The organism is Candidatus Chryseobacterium colombiense, from assembly GCA_029203185.1.
GTDB lineage: Bacteria > Bacteroidota > Bacteroidia > Flavobacteriales > Weeksellaceae > Chryseobacterium > Chryseobacterium colombiense.
This window is the reverse complement of record CP119310.1, coordinates 1,710,482-1,729,000: the sequence shown is the minus strand read 5'-3', so window position 1 is coordinate 1,729,000 and position 18,519 is coordinate 1,710,482. Positions and strand designations below refer to the sequence as shown.

Annotated in this window: 17 protein-coding genes; 10 read left to right on the top strand and 7 right to left on the bottom strand. The window is 37.7% G+C overall.

From position 1 onward, the window contains the following. Nucleotides 1–238: 238 nt before the first annotated feature. The 3 genes from P0Y62_07600 to P0Y62_07590 are packed head-to-tail and all read right to left on the bottom strand — an operon-like array spanning nucleotide 239 to nucleotide 1,683. On the bottom strand, nucleotides 239–562 hold the full coding sequence (locus tag P0Y62_07600) for a nuclear transport factor 2 family protein (GenBank protein WEK71418.1): 324 nt from the start codon (nucleotides 560–562) through the stop codon (nucleotides 239–241). 27 nt (nucleotides 563–589) lie between these two features. Further along, a complete protein-coding gene (locus P0Y62_07595; GenBank protein WEK71417.1) occupies nucleotides 590–880 on the bottom strand; it encodes a DUF1330 domain-containing protein in 291 nt (96 codons plus the stop codon). Between the two features lie 11 nt (nucleotides 881–891). Beyond that, entirely contained in the window at nucleotides 892–1,683 is a 792-nt protein-coding gene (locus P0Y62_07590; GenBank protein ID WEK71416.1) for an SDR family oxidoreductase, read from the bottom strand. A gap of 27 nt (nucleotides 1,684–1,710) precedes the next feature. On the opposite strand from P0Y62_07590, the gene P0Y62_07585 reads away from it, so the two are divergent. Further along, nucleotides 1,711–2,187, top strand: coding sequence for a helix-turn-helix domain-containing protein (locus tag P0Y62_07585; GenBank protein WEK71415.1), 477 nt, complete (start codon nucleotides 1,711–1,713; stop codon nucleotides 2,185–2,187). A gap of 381 nt (nucleotides 2,188–2,568) precedes the next feature. Here the strand turns inward: P0Y62_07585 and P0Y62_07580 are convergent, their stop codons facing one another. Both P0Y62_07580 and P0Y62_07575 read right to left on the bottom strand, forming a co-directional pair. Continuing rightward, nucleotides 2,569–3,240, bottom strand: coding sequence for a beta-1,6-N-acetylglucosaminyltransferase (locus tag P0Y62_07580; protein WEK71414.1), 672 nt, complete (start codon nucleotides 3,238–3,240; stop codon nucleotides 2,569–2,571). A gap of 22 nt (nucleotides 3,241–3,262) precedes the next feature. After that, on the bottom strand, nucleotides 3,263–3,514 hold the full coding sequence (locus P0Y62_07575) for a hypothetical protein (protein ID WEK71413.1): 252 nt from the start codon (nucleotides 3,512–3,514) through the stop codon (nucleotides 3,263–3,265). A 446-nt stretch (nucleotides 3,515–3,960) separates the two neighbouring features. On the opposite strand from P0Y62_07575, the gene P0Y62_07570 reads away from it, so the two are divergent. From P0Y62_07570 to P0Y62_07550, 5 genes are all read left to right on the top strand, one after another. Beyond that, nucleotides 3,961–4,155, top strand: a complete 195-nt coding sequence (locus tag P0Y62_07570; protein WEK71412.1) for a cold shock domain-containing protein — start codon at nucleotides 3,961–3,963, stop codon at nucleotides 4,153–4,155. A gap of 119 nt (nucleotides 4,156–4,274) precedes the next feature. Continuing rightward, complete coding sequence (locus P0Y62_07565) at nucleotides 4,275–4,733, top strand: MaoC family dehydratase (protein WEK71411.1); 459 nt, start codon at nucleotides 4,275–4,277, stop codon at nucleotides 4,731–4,733. A 123-nt stretch (nucleotides 4,734–4,856) separates the two neighbouring features. Further along, nucleotides 4,857–5,954 carry an ionic transporter y4hA gene (locus tag P0Y62_07560; protein ID WEK71410.1) on the top strand — a complete coding sequence of 366 codons (1,098 nt, stop codon included), beginning with the start codon at nucleotides 4,857–4,859 and terminating at the stop codon, nucleotides 5,952–5,954. Nucleotides 5,955–6,367: 413 nt separating this feature from the next. Next, the gene (locus P0Y62_07555; GenBank protein WEK71409.1) at nucleotides 6,368–8,710 is read left to right on the top strand and encodes a TonB-dependent receptor; all 2,343 of its coding nucleotides are present in this window, start codon (nucleotides 6,368–6,370) and stop codon (nucleotides 8,708–8,710) included. A gap of 323 nt (nucleotides 8,711–9,033) precedes the next feature. Then, a complete protein-coding gene (locus P0Y62_07550; protein ID WEK71408.1) occupies nucleotides 9,034–10,161 on the top strand; it encodes a serine hydrolase in 1,128 nt (375 codons plus the stop codon). Nucleotides 10,162–10,316: 155 nt separating this feature from the next. Here the strand turns inward: P0Y62_07550 and P0Y62_07545 are convergent, their stop codons facing one another. Beyond that, nucleotides 10,317–11,522 carry an MFS transporter gene (locus P0Y62_07545; protein WEK71407.1) on the bottom strand — a complete coding sequence of 402 codons (1,206 nt, stop codon included), beginning with the start codon at nucleotides 11,520–11,522 and terminating at the stop codon, nucleotides 10,317–10,319. A gap of 129 nt (nucleotides 11,523–11,651) precedes the next feature. Between P0Y62_07545 and P0Y62_07540 the strand changes: the two genes are divergently transcribed. The 3 genes from P0Y62_07540 to hxpB all read left to right on the top strand — a co-directional run bounded on the left by P0Y62_07540 (nucleotide 11,652) and on the right by hxpB (nucleotide 14,429). After that, nucleotides 11,652–13,058, top strand: a complete 1,407-nt coding sequence (locus P0Y62_07540; GenBank protein WEK71406.1) for a PLP-dependent aminotransferase family protein — start codon at nucleotides 11,652–11,654, stop codon at nucleotides 13,056–13,058. A gap of 170 nt (nucleotides 13,059–13,228) precedes the next feature. After that, a complete protein-coding gene (locus P0Y62_07535) occupies nucleotides 13,229–13,750 on the top strand; it encodes a hypothetical protein (GenBank protein ID WEK71405.1) in 522 nt (173 codons plus the stop codon). Between the two features lie 13 nt (nucleotides 13,751–13,763). Then, the gene (gene hxpB, locus P0Y62_07530) at nucleotides 13,764–14,429 is read left to right on the top strand and encodes a hexitol phosphatase HxpB (GenBank protein ID WEK71404.1); all 666 of its coding nucleotides are present in this window, start codon (nucleotides 13,764–13,766) and stop codon (nucleotides 14,427–14,429) included. A gap of 484 nt (nucleotides 14,430–14,913) precedes the next feature. Here hxpB and P0Y62_07525 read toward each other — a convergent pair whose 3' ends face one another. Continuing rightward, entirely contained in the window at nucleotides 14,914–15,849 is a 936-nt protein-coding gene (locus tag P0Y62_07525; GenBank protein ID WEK71403.1) for a LacI family DNA-binding transcriptional regulator, read from the bottom strand. A gap of 241 nt (nucleotides 15,850–16,090) precedes the next feature. On the opposite strand from P0Y62_07525, the gene P0Y62_07520 reads away from it, so the two are divergent. After that, nucleotides 16,091–18,514, top strand: coding sequence for a TonB-dependent receptor (locus tag P0Y62_07520; GenBank protein ID WEK71402.1), 2,424 nt, complete (start codon nucleotides 16,091–16,093; stop codon nucleotides 18,512–18,514). Nucleotides 18,515–18,519: the final 5 nt, after the last annotated feature.

Here is an 18,519-nt window from a genome sequence, read left to right as displayed (position 1 = left end):
TATACTAACAGATTCTCGGGCCGTGTTTCAATGTTCTTTTTCTTGTAAAATAGATGGTAGTTAACTAAACGTATTTTATGTAAATTTAGTTTTTGAATTGTCTATCAGATAGTTAATTTAATAGCTCCATATTTGAACCATTCCCTTATTTTAGTGGTTTATCAATTTCTGTGCAATTATAATAAACAAGGCTGAAATGAAAATTTCAGCCTTGTTTATTGGTGTTTTTAGCTAGCTTTTATTCAGTTACTTTCAGATTTTGAATTTGGTCATCTGCAATTTCAAAATGAAATTTCAATACAAGTGGACTGCCTGGAAAAGTTCCTAAAACTTCTGCTTCCAAAATGCTCTCTCTTCCATTTTCTTCGTAACTCAGGGGCTGCATTGTGCTTTTGTAACGCTCGTTAGCATCTGCTATCCAATTTTCTATTTCTTTTCTTCCGTTGTGCGTTTTTCCTTCGTCAAAAACTATGGCTGTTTCGGAAAAACAATTGGCGTAAGCTGCACTGTCAAAGTTATTTTGTGTTCTTACTAATTCTGATACTACTTTTGGTAAATTCATTGTATTTTATTTTATAATCCTTATTTGTTATGATATACCTTCTACCAATATACCATTATAAATAGCTCCTTTGTGTCTGTGGATTGTAGCTTTCTTATAGGGGTCGCTATTGTACCATTTTTTGGCAGACTGGATATCGAGGAATTTGGCTACCACTACACCTTCTATCTGCTCTCCTTCAAGAACCTCAAAATTGCCATATGGCACTAATACTTCAATCGGATGACCTTTCATTGTGCCCTGTATCAATGGCCAATACGTTTCCAGTTCCGCTTTATCAAGCGTTTTTGTTCTGGTAAAAATTATATATGCTGGCATAATTCAGAATTTTAAATAGTTGGTACTGTGCCGCCGTCGATTATGTATTCGGTTCCTGTTAAATAGCTGGCTCTTGGTGAAACAAGGAAGCCTACAAATTCGGCTACTTCGGCAGGTTCAGCAGGTCTCCCGAAAGGAATTCCTCCCAATGCATCCATTACACCTTGTTGTGCTTCTTCTACTGTACTGTTTGAGTTTCTTGCAATTTCGCCCAGCCAGGCTTCCGATGCTGTCGTATTGATCCAGCCTGGAGAAACTGTCAGTACACGAACACCTTTAGGAGTAACTTCGTTCGATAAGCTTTTACTGTAATTTCTCAGCCCTGCTTTTGCAGCAGCATAAGGCAATGTTGAATCATACAAAGGCAATTTACCCTGAATAGAAGCGATGTGAATAATGACACCAGCTTTTCGCTCGATCATTTGTGGTAAAAACCCTCTGTCCAGCCGAACCGGAGCCAAAAGATTAGCCTGTAGTGTTGATTCCCAATCTTCGTCAGTTAATGCTGCAAAACCACCTGCAGGTGTGGATGATCCACCAAGGTTGTTAACTAGAATATCTAGTCTTCCGTAGCTTGAAAGCACTTCGCTGATTACTTTTTGGGCTCCTTCTGCGGTACTCAGATCGGATGCAATGAAATGCAGATTACTGTTTTCCTGTTCAGGTGCATTTCTTGCAGTAATAATAACCGTTGCTCCAGCCTCGAGCAGTCTGTCTGCAATCGCTTTACCAGCTCCTTTTGTACCTCCTGTCACCAATGCAATTTTGCCTGATAACTCATTGTTGTAATTAAATTGTTCCATTTTTTAGATTTGTTTTATAGGACAAAATTGGGCTATAAAAACAGTTCGTACAAGTACGGAATTACGATTCATATAGGGGTAAATTATTCCCCTATTGTACAAATCGGAACATACGCTTACTTTTACATTATGTATGAGAGAAAAATAATTCCGAACCTGAATTGTGGTCTTGATCTGATTGGTGAAGTATTGTATGGCAAATGGAAAATTCGTTTGCTATGGTTTATTAATCAGGGCCATAAAAGGCCGAGTGAATTGCAACGGAAAATACCAGATGCATCACGAAGAGTTTTAAATATTCAGCTGAAAGAACTTGAAGATCACGAACTGGTTACAAAAACGATCTATCCGGTGGTTCCTCCAAAAGTGGAATATTCTTTAACGAAGTTTGGTGAGAGTTTGATCCCTGTAATAGGTACTTTAGGACAGTGGGCAGACCAATATGAAGATCGATTAAGAATGGTGATTACCAAGAAAATTCGGGGATCTGATTTACCTGAATAAAAACAATATCCAATATACAATCACTTATGATTTAATGAACTCCAACTTCATAAGCGTAATTAAGGGTTTGCTTGGCAGCATTTCAAACAAGTTGATAAATATAAATTTTATTGAATTAAATAATATTTTTCGAAAATAAAAAACATGAATCTATTTTGAAATAGTATAAATTGAAAAACAAAGATTGTTTGAACAAATACTGTAAGTAAACACTTATACTTAAGTACCCTTATGTTTTAGATAACTAATATTGTATATTAGATGGAAAGACTTTCTTCGTAATACATTTTTTATTGCATTGCTAAGCATTACAGTAGCGCCGAAACATCATTCAGTACTGAATGAAACAAAAATTGCCATATGTCTTGTAAGTCTGTGGGATCAATTGAAGCCCGGCTTATCTCTTTTCAATTCTCTTTCAATCTCATTGACTTCCGGCAACGGAAGATCGTAACTGTTAACAATACGTTCGGTTGTTCGCTCACTAGTTATGTCTCCGACCTTATTAATAAAAATGCTATTGCTTTCTTTTAAAAATCTGAGGAACTGGTTGTAATAATTGTCTTTGCCTATCAACGGTGGATTAAAAGTCGCTCTTTTGTCGTCATTCACAATAATATCGTTGAAATCAGTATTCATTAGAACGGTCTGAAAGAAGGACTCAGCAGGGAGGAGGGTATGCAGATAATAATCTTCAAAGTCCATTACTTTCTCATTGTTGATTAAGAAAGAGCATGTTTCCCTTGTAAAAATAAACCATTTGCCGCCAATGTATGGAGTGACATTTTTCATAAAGTCTCTTTTGTAGATTAGTGAGGATATCCTATAGGTCAATGCAGTAAAATGATTCTGAATCCTCCTCAATGTGTCGGGTCTGTAAAATTTCTGATCGTAGTAGAAAATGTAGTTTCTCCCCGCATTGACAGTCAGAAACTGCCGGATGATTTGTTGGGACCTTAATGGAATGTCTTTGCCACTTAGGTTAATCAAATAATCCCACTGCTTGCTGGCATTGAGTAAGAATTCCATTGCGTTGAGCTCAGCCTGGATCATGCTGAAGCCCCTGAGACGATATTCATACTTTCCAGAATGTAGACTTCGGATATTGAACGATATAATCCTGGATCGCTTCCGTTGTTTCGGAGCTGGCTTTCCGGTCAATGTGTATCAGGTAAAATTGATCACGGGTATAAATTTTTTCAAACAAGGCTTTAAAGGTCTCAGGTCGCTGGTGTACCATAATGAAATAAGCAATACGAACCTGTGGTGAGGAATGCTCTCCAATGGTTTGAGATAGGGTCTGAGGTATAATTGGATGGGTCTGCATGTTTACGGAATTTTTGATCATCCGCACTGTGCAAATAATTCTTCTGTGTGCGTAATGTACAAATAAAACAATGATAATCAACTATTTATATTTTTTTGATTTTGAAGAATATAGTTCTACATTTGCAAAGTATTCATAAAGAAAGGTTCCTGCCTTTGCTTAACCGGTCCCATGACACCGATCGGTCTTGCTTCTACAGTTCCCCCGTTTATAGATCCAATTTTTTAATGATATTGAGAATCTCGATTCCTTTGATCTTAAAAAGTGACCCGATATTGCAGACCGAGATATTTAGATATCTTATGCATAGCATCAATGAGCCGCGCAAAGAATGATAAGTAGATAAAACAAATGTTTGAGTTTGTCCTACAGATCATAATTTTATTTCAAAAATGAAATCTGTAAAGTGTACAGATCCCATTATATTAATTTTTAATTTTATTACAATGCAAAAAGGCACCGTAAAATTTTTCAATGAAGCAAAAGGCTTCGGTTTCATCGCACCATCAGAAGGTGGCGCAGACATCTTTGTACATACCTCAGGACTTCAGTCAAGAGGCATCCGTGAGAACGACGAGGTTGTTTTCAACGTACAGAAAGGAGATAAAGGTTTAAGCGCAATCAACGTTAAATTGGCATAATCTGATCAGTATAGTAATTATTATATTAGTTATATTACCGGCCTCCCGCATATTGCGAGAGGCTTTTAATCTTTTTACGGAAATCATACTGCTGCATTGAACTATTAAATCATAAATATATGAGAATCATCAACAATTACGAAGAATATAAGTCACTGGAGGGAGTCATGGTCGGAAGTTCTCCATGGCATACGATTGATCAAAAGCAGATCGACAGATTTGCAGATGCCACTTTGGATCACCAGTGGATTCACGTGGATAGCGAGAGGGCATCCATTGAAAGTCCTTACGGATCAACCATAGCCCACGGATACCTGACCCTTGCGCTGATCCCATATCTATGGAAGCAAATCGCATCGGTGCAGAATGTAAGCCTTGAGATCAATTACGGAATTGAAGACCTGAGATTTGGCATGCCTGTAAAGGTAAATTCTGAAGTATCATTGCAGGCTATTATCAGATCGGTGAATGACCTTCGGGGAATGGTCAAGGTCGTTGTCGGTGCAAGACTCGTGATCAAGGATGAGTCGAAACCCGCCTATACAGGCAATGTTGTGTTTCTGTATCAATTCAAATAGAGCTACTATTTCTTTCTTCATATAAACTTACCGGGTAATGGCTTATATGCACATTGATCGCATTTTGTTGTAGAAAGATGATAAGCTCTTACCCAATCAAAAAATTAAATTGTATTCTTCTTTATGAATCAACATAAATGCTTACGGTATTGGGCGATTGTCGTACCGCTTTTATCTTGGCTCTTCTATTTTGGGAGCTTCATCTTTTCATCAGGTTATTATTCGATCCTGTTAACAGCCCTTTTACTGGGAAGCGTGCTCACAGCGGTCTATCACTCCGAAGTGCTTGCACACCAGCTGGGTGAGCCTTTTGGTACCCTTCTTCTGGCATTTGCCATAACAGTCATCGAGGTGGGTCTGATTATTTCCATTATGCTTGGAGCGCAAGGTCTTGAGACTATCACTCTGGCAAGAGATACGGTCTTTGCAGCAGTTATGCTCATCCTTAATGGAATTATCGGTATCTGTATTGTTATTGGATCAATAAGATATAGGGAGCAGTCCTTCACTTTGAAAGGTGTAAGTACGGCTCTTATCACTCTGACAGCAGTGGTTGTTTTTGTTCTGATATTACCTAACTATACGATTAGTCATCGGGGAGGTGAGTATACTTCATTTCAGCTTTTGTTTATCGCATTGTTATGTTTGGCTCTTTATCTAGGATTTACAATGGTGCAGACGATCAGGCATCGGAGCTTTTTTATATCGCCCAGTGACAAAGCGAAGGAAAAAACTGTGGAATACGATGGTAAAAACAAAGTTTCAAGAAAGAATATGTATATCAGCAGTTTTATGCTGATCGTAAGTTTGGGCGTGGTTGTTATAATGGCTAAGCTTCTTTCAAAAGATGTAGAATATCTTGTGGTAGCTGTGGGAGCACCAAGATCCGCAGTAGGTGTTATCATTGCAGGAATCGTGCTCTTACCGGAAGCTCTTGCGGCAGTCAGGGCAGCCAAAAATGACCGGATACAGACTTCGCTGAACCTGGCGTTTGGTTCTGCGTTGGCAAGCATCGGACTGAGCATTCCTGCCATTGCGATCATATCGGTAATCAGCGGGATTCGGATGACATTGGGAATCGACATCAAATCGACAGTTCTCCTGGGGCTATCGCTATTTATCATCACGATCTCGCTGGCCACAGGAAAAACAAATATTATGCAGGGATTTGTGCTTATCGGCATATTTATGATCTACCTTTTTATCACGATTGTTCCCTAAATCTATCAACACGATTGGATTACAACGTTTCTCAATTTCAAATGTTTTGGCATGTGCGCTCATAAAGAGAACTGGTATCGCTTTATTGCCTTTTTTAGACTATTGCAAGCATTGATTACGGAACCATCCGAAAGTCTGACATCTAAGATATACAGGTTTACTTCAGATTCTCCATTGCTTTTGGAGAAGATTGTAAATATAAATTGGGTCAGGTTCCTTCTTAATGATTCAATTGTTTATATTATTTTGTTAACCTGGAGCGTACATAAGTTGTTGAACTATACTTGGTAATAAAAATAATATCCCTTAAGATTTGCCTTGTTTTTTACCGGATATTATAAATAAACACGATTGCAATGTAATACCAAACAGTTTAGAATTGTCATTATATAACAAACTCAAAAATGACAACCATGCTGAAGACAACATCGTCAGTTTTACTTTTAATGCCTTTATTCGCTTTATCACAAAGTATCAACGGAACGGTTAAAAAATCAAAAAATACGATCTCTTATGCAGAGATTATTGCCAGAAAAGATAATTACAAACAGTCGGCGATCTCAGACGAAAAGGGCCATTTTAATTTGAAATTGGCGGAAAACGGAAAATATAATATAGAGTGCATATATGATGGGAAAATATTTTATCAGGGAGAAGTTGAGGTCAACGGTAATATCAGCTATGATCTTTTGATTGCAGATGTAAATGAAAAGCAAATTGAAGGGGTAACCGTAACAGCCAGGAAAAAGCTTATAGAGAGAAAAGCGGACCGGATGATTTTTAACGTATCCAATTCTGTAGCCTCACAAGGAATGGACGGTTTGCAGACATTGGACGCTACGCCACAGATCAAAGTAGATGAGAATGCAGGGATATCAATGGTTGGGAAAAGCGGAGTTTCAGTAATGGTGAATGAGCGGATGTTAAACCTTTCCGGATCCGAGCTAATCAATTATCTCAGAAGCCTTCGATCAGAAAACATTGAAAAAATAGAGGTGATCACAGCGCCTCCAGCCAAATATGAAGCGCAAGGTAATAGTGGTCTCATCAACATCGTTCTGAAGAAAAATCAAAATCTGGGCTGGAATGGAAGTGTAACAACAAGTCTGTTTCAGACTACCTATACAGGCAATTCAAACTCTGCTACCGTAAATTATCAAAATGAAAAGGTAAGGTCTTCATTAAAACTGAGGCAATATGACAGTCAGAAGCATTCCTATGAAAATTATACAATCGTCGGCTCGGACGGTCTGAAAAGTGCTGATGACAGAAGGGATTTCTGGAAAGGCACGGGTCTCAATTTCAGTTCAGATTATGAGATCAATAGCAATTCAGGTCTTGGATTTGTGATTGACTACGGATCCGGAAAATCAGGAATGGACATCATGAACACTTCGGATTATTTCCAGAATCAAAACTATACGAATACTTTATCCACCTATGCAGAACATCGTAATGACAACAGACAAGCCACGGTAAGTGCCTATTATGATATCAAGTTCGGGAAGCGCAGTAATAAACTCAGCATAACAGGTAATTATTTCTCCAATACACCCAGCAGCAATATCGATTTTACGACTCAAGATAATTCTGCTAATTCCTACGTTGTGAGAACTCCGTCTGAACTGGATTATAAGATCTATTCCGGTCAGGCTGATCTTACGCTGCCATTTGAATTTGCAAAGACAGAAGCCGGAATTAAATTTACCAATTTTGATAACAATTCAGATCTGCAATATCAGAATCTTGTCGGTCAGGATTATGTAACTGACCCCATAAAGAGTGATCTTTTCAATTATAATGAAAAAAATTATGCTGCTTATGTAGGAATGGAAAAACGGCTTGGCGAAAGATGGACAGTGAAAGCCGGACTAAGGTATGAATATTCCACTATCAGTGGAAACTCTGTTTCATCAGGTCAAAGCTCAGAAAATTCCTATGGTAAGTTTTTCCCTACGGCTTATCTGACTTATAAAACTAATGAAAATAATACTTTCAGTATCAATTATTCCAAACGTATCAACAGACCGGGATTCCGTGCACTTAATCCATTCCGATGGTACACGAATATCAATTCTTACTATTCCGGAAATCCTGCGCTTAACCCTTCTGTCAATCATAATTTCGAATTGTCATACCTATATAAAGGTAAATTTTTTGTTTCCACTTACTTCCAGCGGGAACTGAATGCCTTTGCACAACTGGTTGTTCTGGAGGGTGAGAATAAGACCAGTAATTTTTACAACTTTTTTAACAAAAATAGTACAGGCATATCACTGAATTATTCAGATACTTTCTTTAATTTTTGGGAAGCCAACTACTCTGGAGATCTGTCTTATATGAAAACACAGGTTTTTGCCACTGATGCGGCCTCCAGAAAAGGAAACAGTATCAGTTTTGACGCCAAAAACAATTTCTCATTAACCAAAGATAAAAGCGTACAATTCCTAATGAATTATTGGTTCCGTTTGCCTTCCAGTATTGGGAACACCTATTCCTATTTTGTAGGTAATTTTACGGCCGGCCTGAAACTAAACCTGATGAACAAAGATCTACTGATAAATGTTTATGTTTCTGATATTTTTCGTCAAGCTAAAAGCCACGGTGAAATCTATTATGTAGATTCAACCCATTATTTTAATAACTACTACGATGGCAGAAACCTTTCTGTTTCACTAACCTACAATTTTGGAAATCGTAAAGTGAAATCGGGAGGGCGTCAGGTGATGTTTGATGAAAAGAATAGGGCCAACTAAATTGCAAAAGTAACCGATGAAATGAAATATTGATGATCAACAGTCATCCGAATAAGGAGTTTTTAATTTTGGAATTTCTTAATACGGAGCTAAACTTTAAAATTACTGGAATAAGCAATATGATTGAATATTTTGTTTGTATTAAATAAGTTAGAGGTTTTGATTTCAAGCAAACGTATTTGTACGCCAGTTCCCTGATATGTAATGAAATGATTGACTAATTTGTCTTTATTATAAGTATTAAATTAATAGTCAGTTCAAATTTTATTTATTCTTCCGTAGATTAATAAATCCCAAATTTTCTTTCAAAAACTTAATTCAATATGAAAAATCTATTCTTATTTTTAGGATTTCTGGCCAATACAGCATGGTTTGCTCAAACAAATCAAATAAAATTACCCTCCGATAACAAACTTAAAACGCCCTTTGATTCATTGGTAGATCTGTCAGTGTCTTCTTTTATGCAAAATAATTCAAGGGTGGGTATATCAATCGGTATTATTAAAAACGGGCAACAATATCTTTATAATTATGGTTCTACCGAAAATGGCAGACAAAATCTCCCTACGGAAAATACAGTATATGAATTGGCCTCTATCACAAAAACATTTGGTGCAACTTTACTCGCACAGGCTGTTGTTGATAAAAAGGTAGACCTTACTGATGATATTAGAAAGTATCTCAAAGAAGATTATCCAAATCTGAACTACAACGGAACACCCATTACATTACTTAATTTAGCTAATCTCACTTCAGGCTTACCCAATTGGATGCCGGATAAAGATATTTTCGGAAAGGCAGATCCTGACTCCATTCCTTATATTTTGGATTCTGTACATACAAAATACAGCAGGGAGAATTTCTACAAAGACCTTCATCAGGTGAATATAAAGGTATTGCCGGGAAGCATTTCTAGGCATTGCAATACCGCAGCACAATTGCTTGGCTACATACTGGAAGATGTTTATCATGATTCATATGACAATCTCCTTAAAAAGTATTTCGTAAGGCCATTAAAATTGAAAAATACCTATCTTCTTGAATCTCATAACCTGCCTATCAATATGGCAAAAGGTTATGATGGGAAAGGACGTATCATGCCTGTGACTGACTGGGAGGATTTAAGAGTAGCTGCAAGCATAGCTTCTTCCACTTCGGATATGCTGAAGTATATGATGTTTCAACTCAATGAAAAAAATACTGCCGTGAAGTTAAGTCATCAGCCAATTTTTGGCAAAATTGAAGATGGTGCCATCGCACTTAACTGGAAAGTAAAAAAAACAGAAGATGGCAGACTTAGTATCTCACATACTGGTGGAAGCCTGGGATTTAGCAGCTATATGTTATTCTATCCGGAATTAAATTCGGGAATAGTTCTATTATCTAATGAAGCAGATCAGGGCACTCAAAATGAACTCATTCTTCTGGCTGAAAAAATTATAAGACCGTAAAAAAACTATTAAATAGGACGGACGGGCTTTCATTTTTAATTTACTTAGTTTATTGTACTTAATAGCATTAATAAACTTAAATGCGGAAAAGAGTAAATCTTTACATTGAATATTACAAAGGAGATTATACTATATTGGAAATATATGTAATACAATTACTTTTCATTCTTGAATGTAAAAACTGATAGTATTGCTCCCACGACTGCACAAAGTCCAAAGACCTGAAAACTTTCGTTGATACCAATATTTATAATGAGACTGAATATCAGGCTTCCAAGTCCATACCCCATAAACATGACAAATGCAAAGAGCCCGATTGCAACGTCCTTACGTTCAGATAAGGTTGTTATGATGGCAGCAAAAAGAGGATGTGTCATGTCAAAAGCAAGGGATAGGGTGGCAATTAAAAGACAGGAAAGCCATAACGGATAATGCATCGCCAGCAATAGAGTGGATATTGCTCCCATTGTGATTCCGATGGGAATGATCTTATTAAGGCCGAATCTGTCAGCCATTTTTCCTAAAAATGGTCCTAGAAAAAGACCGGGTATTCCATATCCAAGCAGTGCTAGTCCTACACCTTTTTCATTAAGATGATAATTGCTGAAAAAGAAAAATCCGGTCCATGCAAATATGCCGCTGTGAAACATTGAGTTCAGCAGAACAAAGATATACGTACGCCGCGCTCTTTTCAGTTTGAGTATGGTATAGTACTCAGAAATCATTGTTTTGATCTCGATTATATTTTCATTTTGTTTCTGGAAGAAACTGCTGCGATTTGAAGTGAGAATTCCCAGTATCAGAAGCCCTAATCCTGCAACGATCCAAAACAGCATTCTCCATCCTACAAATGAAGTCAATAATGCACCGGCACTTGAACCAAATGCCGTTCCTGCAGCCATAAAACCGAAAAAAATACCTAAAGCATGCCCTCTTTTGTCATACGGAAAATTGTCACCGATCCAACCGATTGTTGTCGGTGCTACACCTCCGGCGAGTAATCCGGTCAACAACCTGAGAAAGATAAGCTGATTGATGTTTTGTGCAAAGCCTGTAAAGGCGGTAACCAATATGAACCCACACAGAGAAAAAGTAATTACTGAGAAGCGTCCATATCTGTCAGATAAGGGCGCATAGATCAATGTGGAAATACCGTAACTTAATAAATAGGCAGGTTCTATAAAACTCACATGTTGAACAGAAGTCTTGAAGAGTTCCGAAAGCTGTGGAAGTATGGGAGCAACCATAAATCCCTGAAAAAATACAATGAATGTTCCTAAAGAAAGAAGGGCCACCCAGCTGAAAGAAGGGCTGTGAAAAGATGATGTATTATTTTTAATGCTATTTTTACAGGAGTTCATTTTATTTGATTAGAGTTGATTTTTTAGCTAAGTGAATGGCAATATCGGAGATTTGGGATTATGATTATCAAAGTTAAAAGCTTTACATTTGTAGTACAGGTACAGTTTTAATTAAAATAACCAATACAGATGAAGAGCTATAAATTTGAGTTATTCACGAGTGAAATTGAAAAAAATATCAGGGACGGAATTTACAAGCCCGGTCATAAGCTACCATCAGTAAGGCAGATCAAAGAAAAATATCAGCTCAGTAGCAGTACCGTACAAATGGGTTATGAACATCTAATTCTTAGTGGAGCGGTTGAAAGTATCCCAAAGTCAGGTTATTATGTTAGCAATACTATGCAAATGGGCAGAGAGCTAATAAGAATTAACCATAAGCCAGTGGTGAGAGATGCCATCTTCAGTAATCATCTGGAATTGACCACTTCCTTAAGAATGGGCAGAAAAATTTCAGAATTTAATGTGGCCGCTCCGGGTGACCTTGTTATCCCGCAAAAGTTATTGCTAAGGACCATGCAACAGATCATCAGGGAGAAAGGAGCCGGTTTATTGCGATATTATCCAGCAAGCGGACTCCCTTCATTAAAGGAAAACATTATAAAACAAGCTGTATCTTCTCAGACTATGATCAACCATGATGAGCTGCTGGTTACAGACGGAGCTTTGCAGGCATTGTATATCGCACTTTCCGCGACGTGCGATCCGGGGGATGTGATTGCAGTGGAAAGTCCGTGCGTTTTTTCTGTCTTAGAAGTGATCAGGGTATTGAAGCTTAAAGTTATTGAAGTTCCCGTCGATCCGGTGCTTGGATTTGATGTGGATTTCTTCAATAAAGCCTGTGAAAAGAACACCATAAAGGCAGTGGTGGTCACTCCGAATTTTCATAACCCAACGGGAACAGTACTGAGTGACGAGCAGAAAAAAATGTTATTGAATATTGCTCAACGGCACCGTATTGCTGTAATAGAAAATGATATTTATGGAGATCTCTATTTTCAAGGGCAAAGACCCTCTACCATAAAGAGTTTTGATGAGAGTGGTCTGGTGCTGACTTATTCCTCCTATGCAAAAACACTTGCTCCGGGAATCAGGCTAGGATGGCTGAGTTCAGGTCAATTTATGGAACGTGCCGAACAGATCAGATTTTCTCTGGGCAGCAGTGTTTCTCCTTTGTATCAGGAAATGGTAAACCGTTTGATTGAGGGCAGCAGTTATGACCGTCATGTAAGATCTTTTCGGTTACAATTGGCAAGAAATGCCCGTTTTGCCACTAATTTACTCTTAAGCTATTTTCCTGGAAATATCTCTGTGGCGACGCCATTCGGGGGATATAACCTATGGGTGAAAATGCCCGATACGATTGATATGAATTTCTTTTATGAACAATGTGACAAAATAGGTATTAGATTTACACCGGGCTATACCTTTTCGTTTTCGTCAGCTTTTGAGCAATATTTCAGGCTTGTTTTTGCAGATACTTTTTCTCCCAAGAAAATAGAAGCAATCAGACAGCTAGGAGAACGTTTAAAATAGATCTTATTGGGCACTGCCTAATTCTTGACATCCTTTTTGTAATACTGATGTTTCAATCATCGGACTTAAGTATAAAAAATAGTAGAATCTGTACTGGTCATATTTCAGTAATTTGTATCATGACCATTTTCGATAACGGTTATAAATTTGTTTTAATTTTTAAATTAATCATGAGTATAGTTACAAAATTTGCCCTAGCTACAGATGAATCCATAGATATGCTTTTAAAGCTTGTTCATGAACTGGTGATTGAAAAGTACAGTCAAGTATTGAATTCACAACAATTGCAGGAATATATCGAAAAGTATTACAGCCCCAAATATTTTGTCAGTGAAATGAATAGTATGTCCAATCAATCCCTCATGGTATATGCCGATAATGTAGCGGTTGGATATGCGAGAGTAACTTCGAGGGGAAAAGTTCCTGAATTACTGAATGACAAGAGGGTTGTTCGTATAGCAGATTTTTCGATACTTCAAAGCTTTATGAAGCCTGATGTCCAAGAATCATTATGGCAGAAATGTTTTTCTGTATGCAAATACGTAGATGCAATCTGGATTAATGAATACCAAAAGAATCCGATTCTCGAATTTTTTGAGAGTAAAGGATTTTTATCAAAGGCTGGAACATTTGAATTGGATGAAATACCATTGCCGTCTGTCTGCATGATCTATCAAAATAGCTTAAAATAAGAAAGACCGAAACATGATCGAAGCGATTATATTTGACATGGATGGATTGTTGATCGATTCTGAACCATTCTGGAAAACAGCTGAAAGAGAAGTATTCGGATCCTTGGGAATTGATGTTACAGAAGATCACTCATCCATAACCAGCCGCATGACGACAAAGGAAGTGACAGAGTATTGGTTCAGTTTTAAACCCTGGAAGAATATAAGTTTAGCCGATGTCGAGCAGCAAGTTATAAACAGGGTGGGAGAACTTATAGATGGGGACGGAAAGATAATGCCGGGAGTCGAAAGAACATTAGCGTACTTCAAAAACTCAGGCTATACAATTGGTCTTGCTACCAATTCACCGGATATACTTATTCCCAGAGTTCTCAAAAAGTTGAATATTGATTGCTATTTCGATACTACGCTTTCATCAGAATTTGTAGAGAAGGGTAAGCCCAGTCCAGACATCTATCTTAAAACAGCGCAGATGTTATCGGTTAATCCTTCACAATGCATGGTATTTGAGGATTCTAAATCCGGTCTTGCCGCGGCAAAAGCTGCTGGTATGGCTGTGGTCGTTGTTCCTGAAAAGACCCAATATGATCATATCGAATTTGATTCAGCAGATTTAAAGATCAGGAGCTTTCTTGATCTGCATGAAGATCATATCCGGCATTTTAATAATATGAAATAATAGATAATTTTCCTGAAGTGAAGAATTAGCAAGCGGATCTTAACTAGGTTTAATTTTATGATAAAAAGAGGCTGTTTCAAAAGTCTTTTTTTATAAACATAAAAAAAGCTATCTCAATTTTGAGACAGCTTCATGATTTCTTTTTGATGGTAGATCTTAGGATTCTTCAGAAGTAACCGGGCACTTAAAATCATCACTGCAAGTTGCACAGACGATTGTACCGTTACAATAATACATACAGAATTCAGAGGTTGGAACATTAATACCTCCAGAAATACCTTTCAATTGGTCTTTTCTTAGTTTTTTTAGATTTTTCATATAGATTTAATTAAAAATTTGATACTAAACCAAATTTAATTAAAATATTTTAAAATAAATAGAATGAGAGTTTAAAAAATAAAAAAATATTTAAAAATTGAGAAATCATTATTATCAATGTTTTAGGTTTAGGAGACTTAATTTTGATAAAAATATATTCTAAAACTTATGCTGGCTGATTTTTTATGAGGGTCAATAGTTTCATGGCTGCTGTTTTTCCCATTTCAAAGCCGTCATTAATGATACATTCATACGAATCATCAAGGTATTTAGGGAGAATACCTTCCGTTATGGCAATGACCTTAGCTTTTGGAGAAGCTGTTTTTTTGTTGACCAGCGAACTGTGCAGTCCGGCCAGTGTTTCGTCGCTCATCGCAAAATAGCCGTCGAAATCTTCATAATCCAAGATAATGTTCATTTTCTCCTTAACCATATCTGCGGAATCGCAATAGATAACCTTGCACCTTACATCGTTGTGCTTATCAATAATCTCTAAAAAATGATTTTTTCGGGTTTGTGAAATTTCCAGGTTTTCATCACCGAAAATGGCAATGATGTTTTTACAGCCAGCCTCTATAAGCTTTTCAGCAGCAGTCTGTGCATAAAGTCTGTTGTCAAATATCACCTCTTCAAAGTGATTTTGCGGAATGGTCTTATCAAAAATAACCAAGGGAAGTTCCATCTCTTTTATTTTGTTGAAATGGCTGAAGTCCTTCGTTTGTCTGCTGAGAGAAATCAAAATGCCATCTACTCTTGAATTAATGCAGGTAAGCAGGTTTTCCTCTTCCATCCCCAGAGATTCTTCGGAAGAAAGCACAAAAAAATTATAACCTTCCGAATGCAGCACCGAGGAAATTCCTTTAATAATAGAAGGAATAAAAAACATTGAAATTTCCGGTATGATAAGTCCGATAACCTTAGATGACTTTTTTCGAAAATTAATGGCGAAGTCGTTCGGAACATAGTTGAAAGTATCTGCAACCTCCTTCACACGCTGTTTTACAGATGCGCTGATATCCGGATGATTTTTAAGTGCTCGGGATACAGTTGAGGTGCTTATATTAAGCATTTTTGCAATGTCTTTTATGGTGATTCTTTTCATTTTGGGTTAATAGAGTATATTTTTGGGATAATTTAGTGATGGTTTTTGTTTCTTTAATAGTTAAAAAGTGTTAAATAAAAACAATTAAATGTTAATAAAAAGTTAAAAATAAAAAATGTTATTAACCGCAATCGGTTGTGCAATCGGTTGAGGTTAACATAGAATTAATATACCATTCAAACCACATTTTTGATGTTCTAAAAAAAATACTTTTAACCCATAACAAAAACTTCATAAAGATATGGAATCAAAGATGTTTACCAAATTACTAGTTTTCGGTGCGATGAACACCGCTGCTTTTATGTTTTCGCAGACAACTGTAAATGATACAGTATCCAGAGGTAAAACAATTGATGAAGTGGTGATTACAGGGAACTCTAATCCTAAAGCATCCATCAAGACCAGTACCTCAATCTCTACATTAAAAATGAAAGACATAGAAAATGCGGCACCAAGAACGACAGCAGAGATTTTCCGGACTATCCCGGGAATCCGTTCAGAATCTTCGGGAGGGGAGGGAAACTCCAATATTACTGTTAGAGGAGTTCCTGTTTCAGCTGGAGGTTCCAGATATCTGCTCATTCAGGAAGATGGTCTTCCGGTCATGCAATTTGGAGACATCGCTTTCGGAACCCAGGACCAGTTTACAAGATTTGACTCGTTTGTATCAAGAGTTGAGGCGCTCAGAGGAGGTTCGGCATCTGTATTCGCAAGCAACTCTCCGGCGGGGATTATCAACTTTATAACCAAGACAGGCGAGAAAGAAGGGGGAAGCATTACTCAGCAGATGGGACTTAACTACAAAAATTACAGAACCGATTTTGATTACGGAACCAAAATAGGCGATGATACTTATATGGCGGTCGGAGGATTCTACAGAATAGGAGACGGCCCAAGAAAAACGGGTTTCAATTCCAATAATGGTGGTCAGTTCAGGCTTTCTTTCCTTAAGAAATTTGAAAAAGGAAGTTTCCGGGTTTATGCTAAATTATTGGATGACAGAACAGCAGCCTATATGCCGATGCCTGTTGGCGTTACCGGAACGGATGCTGACCCAAAATGGTCTTCACTGCCTAATTACAATATTCTGACGGGAGCTTTACAAACCATCAACCTACAACACGACAGAACGTTGGGGAATGATGGTAATATCTTCAATACCGATGTATCGGACGGGATGCATTCTTTGTCAAAAGTGATCGGTGCAGAATTTAATTACAACCTAGGTGAAGGCTGGAAATTAGAAGAGAAAATCAGATATGCAGCCAATGACGGACAATTTGTGGCGCCTTTCCCGGCTAGTGTGAGTAAAGGAAGTGATTTCTTCAATGCCACTAATTTCGCCAATTTCGGAAGTGCGGTCTATGCGGGAACCAACGCGCCGGTTGATATGAATGCCAATTATATGAAAATCGCTCTATTTAATGTAAAGCTTAACAACTTCAATAATTTTGTAAACGACTTTAACATCAGCAAAAAATGGGATATTGTGAAATTTAATGCAGGGTTGTACAAATCTTCCCAGAACATCAATATGTCCTGGATGTGGAATAACTATCTGCAGGAAGTCAGCGATAACAATGCAAGATTAGTTGATGTGAAAAATACTTCTGGACAGTACATTACCGATAATGGTCTGCTTAACTACGGAATGAAGGACTGGGGCAACCTGAAAAGAGATTATAACACCAAATATGATATTACCGCTCCGCACGCTCAGGTGGAAATCAACGCTACAGATAAATTAACAATCGATGCGGGTGCTAGATATGACATCGGAAAAGTAACAGGCTATTTCTCAGGCGCCACGGTAACTTACACCAGCCGCGATATGAACGGAAACGGTGTGATTGACATTCCTGAGCAGATGGTTGGCTCCAATGATAACATCAATGTTCCTGTGAATTACAGATACGGAATCTTCGGATATTCAGTAGGGGCAAACTATGCTTTGAACAACAAAAATGCTGTATTTGCAAGAGTGAGTCAGGGCGGAAGCGCATCTGCGGACAGAATCCTGTTTTCCGGTTACAATTATACGAATAATGATGATCCGGCTTTGGATGCTGTGAAAGTAAATAAGGTTAATCAGGTGGAAGCTGGATATAAATTAAGAGGCTCAGGATACTTCCTTAACACCACGTTGTTCTATGCTGGTACTAAGGAAGCCAATTATGAAGCGACCACGCAGAGAAAAACCGAAAATAAATACCAGTCTTTCGGGGTAGAATTGGATGGTTATTACAAAATTACAAAGGGGTTAGATGTGAAAGCCGGTATTACCTATACTCATGCAGAGATTAAAAATGCCATTGACCCTACTATCATTGGAAATATGCCGAGAAGAACACCGAAATTGATGTACTCATTCAATCCTAACTTCAATATGGACAAATTCAATGTTGGGTTCTATTTGATTGGTGCCACCAAAGCGTTTACCCAAGATAATAATAAACTGGTAATGCCGGGCTATGCCATCGTAAATCCATATGTATCTTATCAGGTGCTTAAAAACCTTTCTGTGAGCTTGAATGCAAACAATATTTTCAATGCCATTGCAGTGACAGAGGCAGAAGAAGGTTCCATTGCCGGCGGAAACGGAATTGTGAGAGCGAGAACACTTCCGGGAGCCAGCTACAGTGTGAGTGTAAAATTTGACTTGTAAATAAT

What these genes read in the sequence shown, in the direction of transcription:
- P0Y62_07600 (WEK71418.1), bottom strand. Translation starts at nt 562, where the DNA reads ATGAATTTACCAAAAGTAGTATCAGAATTAGTAAGAACACAAAATAAC.
- P0Y62_07595 (WEK71417.1), bottom strand. Translation starts at nt 880, where the DNA reads ATGCCAGCATATATAATTTTTACCAGAACAAAAACGCTTGATAAAGCG.
- P0Y62_07590 (WEK71416.1), bottom strand. Translation starts at nt 1,683, where the DNA reads ATGGAACAATTTAATTACAACAATGAGTTATCAGGCAAAATTGCATTG.
- P0Y62_07580 (WEK71414.1), bottom strand. Translation starts at nt 3,240, where the DNA reads ATGATCCAGGCTGAGCTCAACGCAATGGAATTCTTACTCAATGCCAGC.
- P0Y62_07575 (WEK71413.1), bottom strand. Translation starts at nt 3,514, where the DNA reads ATGCAGACCCATCCAATTATACCTCAGACCCTATCTCAAACCATTGGA.
- P0Y62_07570 (WEK71412.1), top strand. Translation starts at nt 3,961, where the DNA reads ATGCAAAAAGGCACCGTAAAATTTTTCAATGAAGCAAAAGGCTTCGGT.
- P0Y62_07565 (WEK71411.1), top strand. Translation starts at nt 4,275, where the DNA reads ATGAGAATCATCAACAATTACGAAGAATATAAGTCACTGGAGGGAGTC.
- P0Y62_07560 (WEK71410.1), top strand. Translation starts at nt 4,857, where the DNA reads ATGAATCAACATAAATGCTTACGGTATTGGGCGATTGTCGTACCGCTT.
- P0Y62_07555 (WEK71409.1), top strand. Translation starts at nt 6,368, where the DNA reads ATGCTGAAGACAACATCGTCAGTTTTACTTTTAATGCCTTTATTCGCT.
- P0Y62_07550 (WEK71408.1), top strand. Translation starts at nt 9,034, where the DNA reads ATGAAAAATCTATTCTTATTTTTAGGATTTCTGGCCAATACAGCATGG.
- P0Y62_07545 (WEK71407.1), bottom strand. Translation starts at nt 11,522, where the DNA reads ATGAACTCCTGTAAAAATAGCATTAAAAATAATACATCATCTTTTCAC.
- P0Y62_07540 (WEK71406.1), top strand. Translation starts at nt 11,652, where the DNA reads ATGAAGAGCTATAAATTTGAGTTATTCACGAGTGAAATTGAAAAAAAT.
- P0Y62_07535 (WEK71405.1), top strand. Translation starts at nt 13,229, where the DNA reads ATGAGTATAGTTACAAAATTTGCCCTAGCTACAGATGAATCCATAGAT.
- hxpB (WEK71404.1), top strand. Translation starts at nt 13,764, where the DNA reads ATGATCGAAGCGATTATATTTGACATGGATGGATTGTTGATCGATTCT.
- P0Y62_07525 (WEK71403.1), bottom strand. Translation starts at nt 15,849, where the DNA reads ATGAAAAGAATCACCATAAAAGACATTGCAAAAATGCTTAATATAAGC.
- P0Y62_07520 (WEK71402.1), top strand. Translation starts at nt 16,091, where the DNA reads ATGGAATCAAAGATGTTTACCAAATTACTAGTTTTCGGTGCGATGAAC.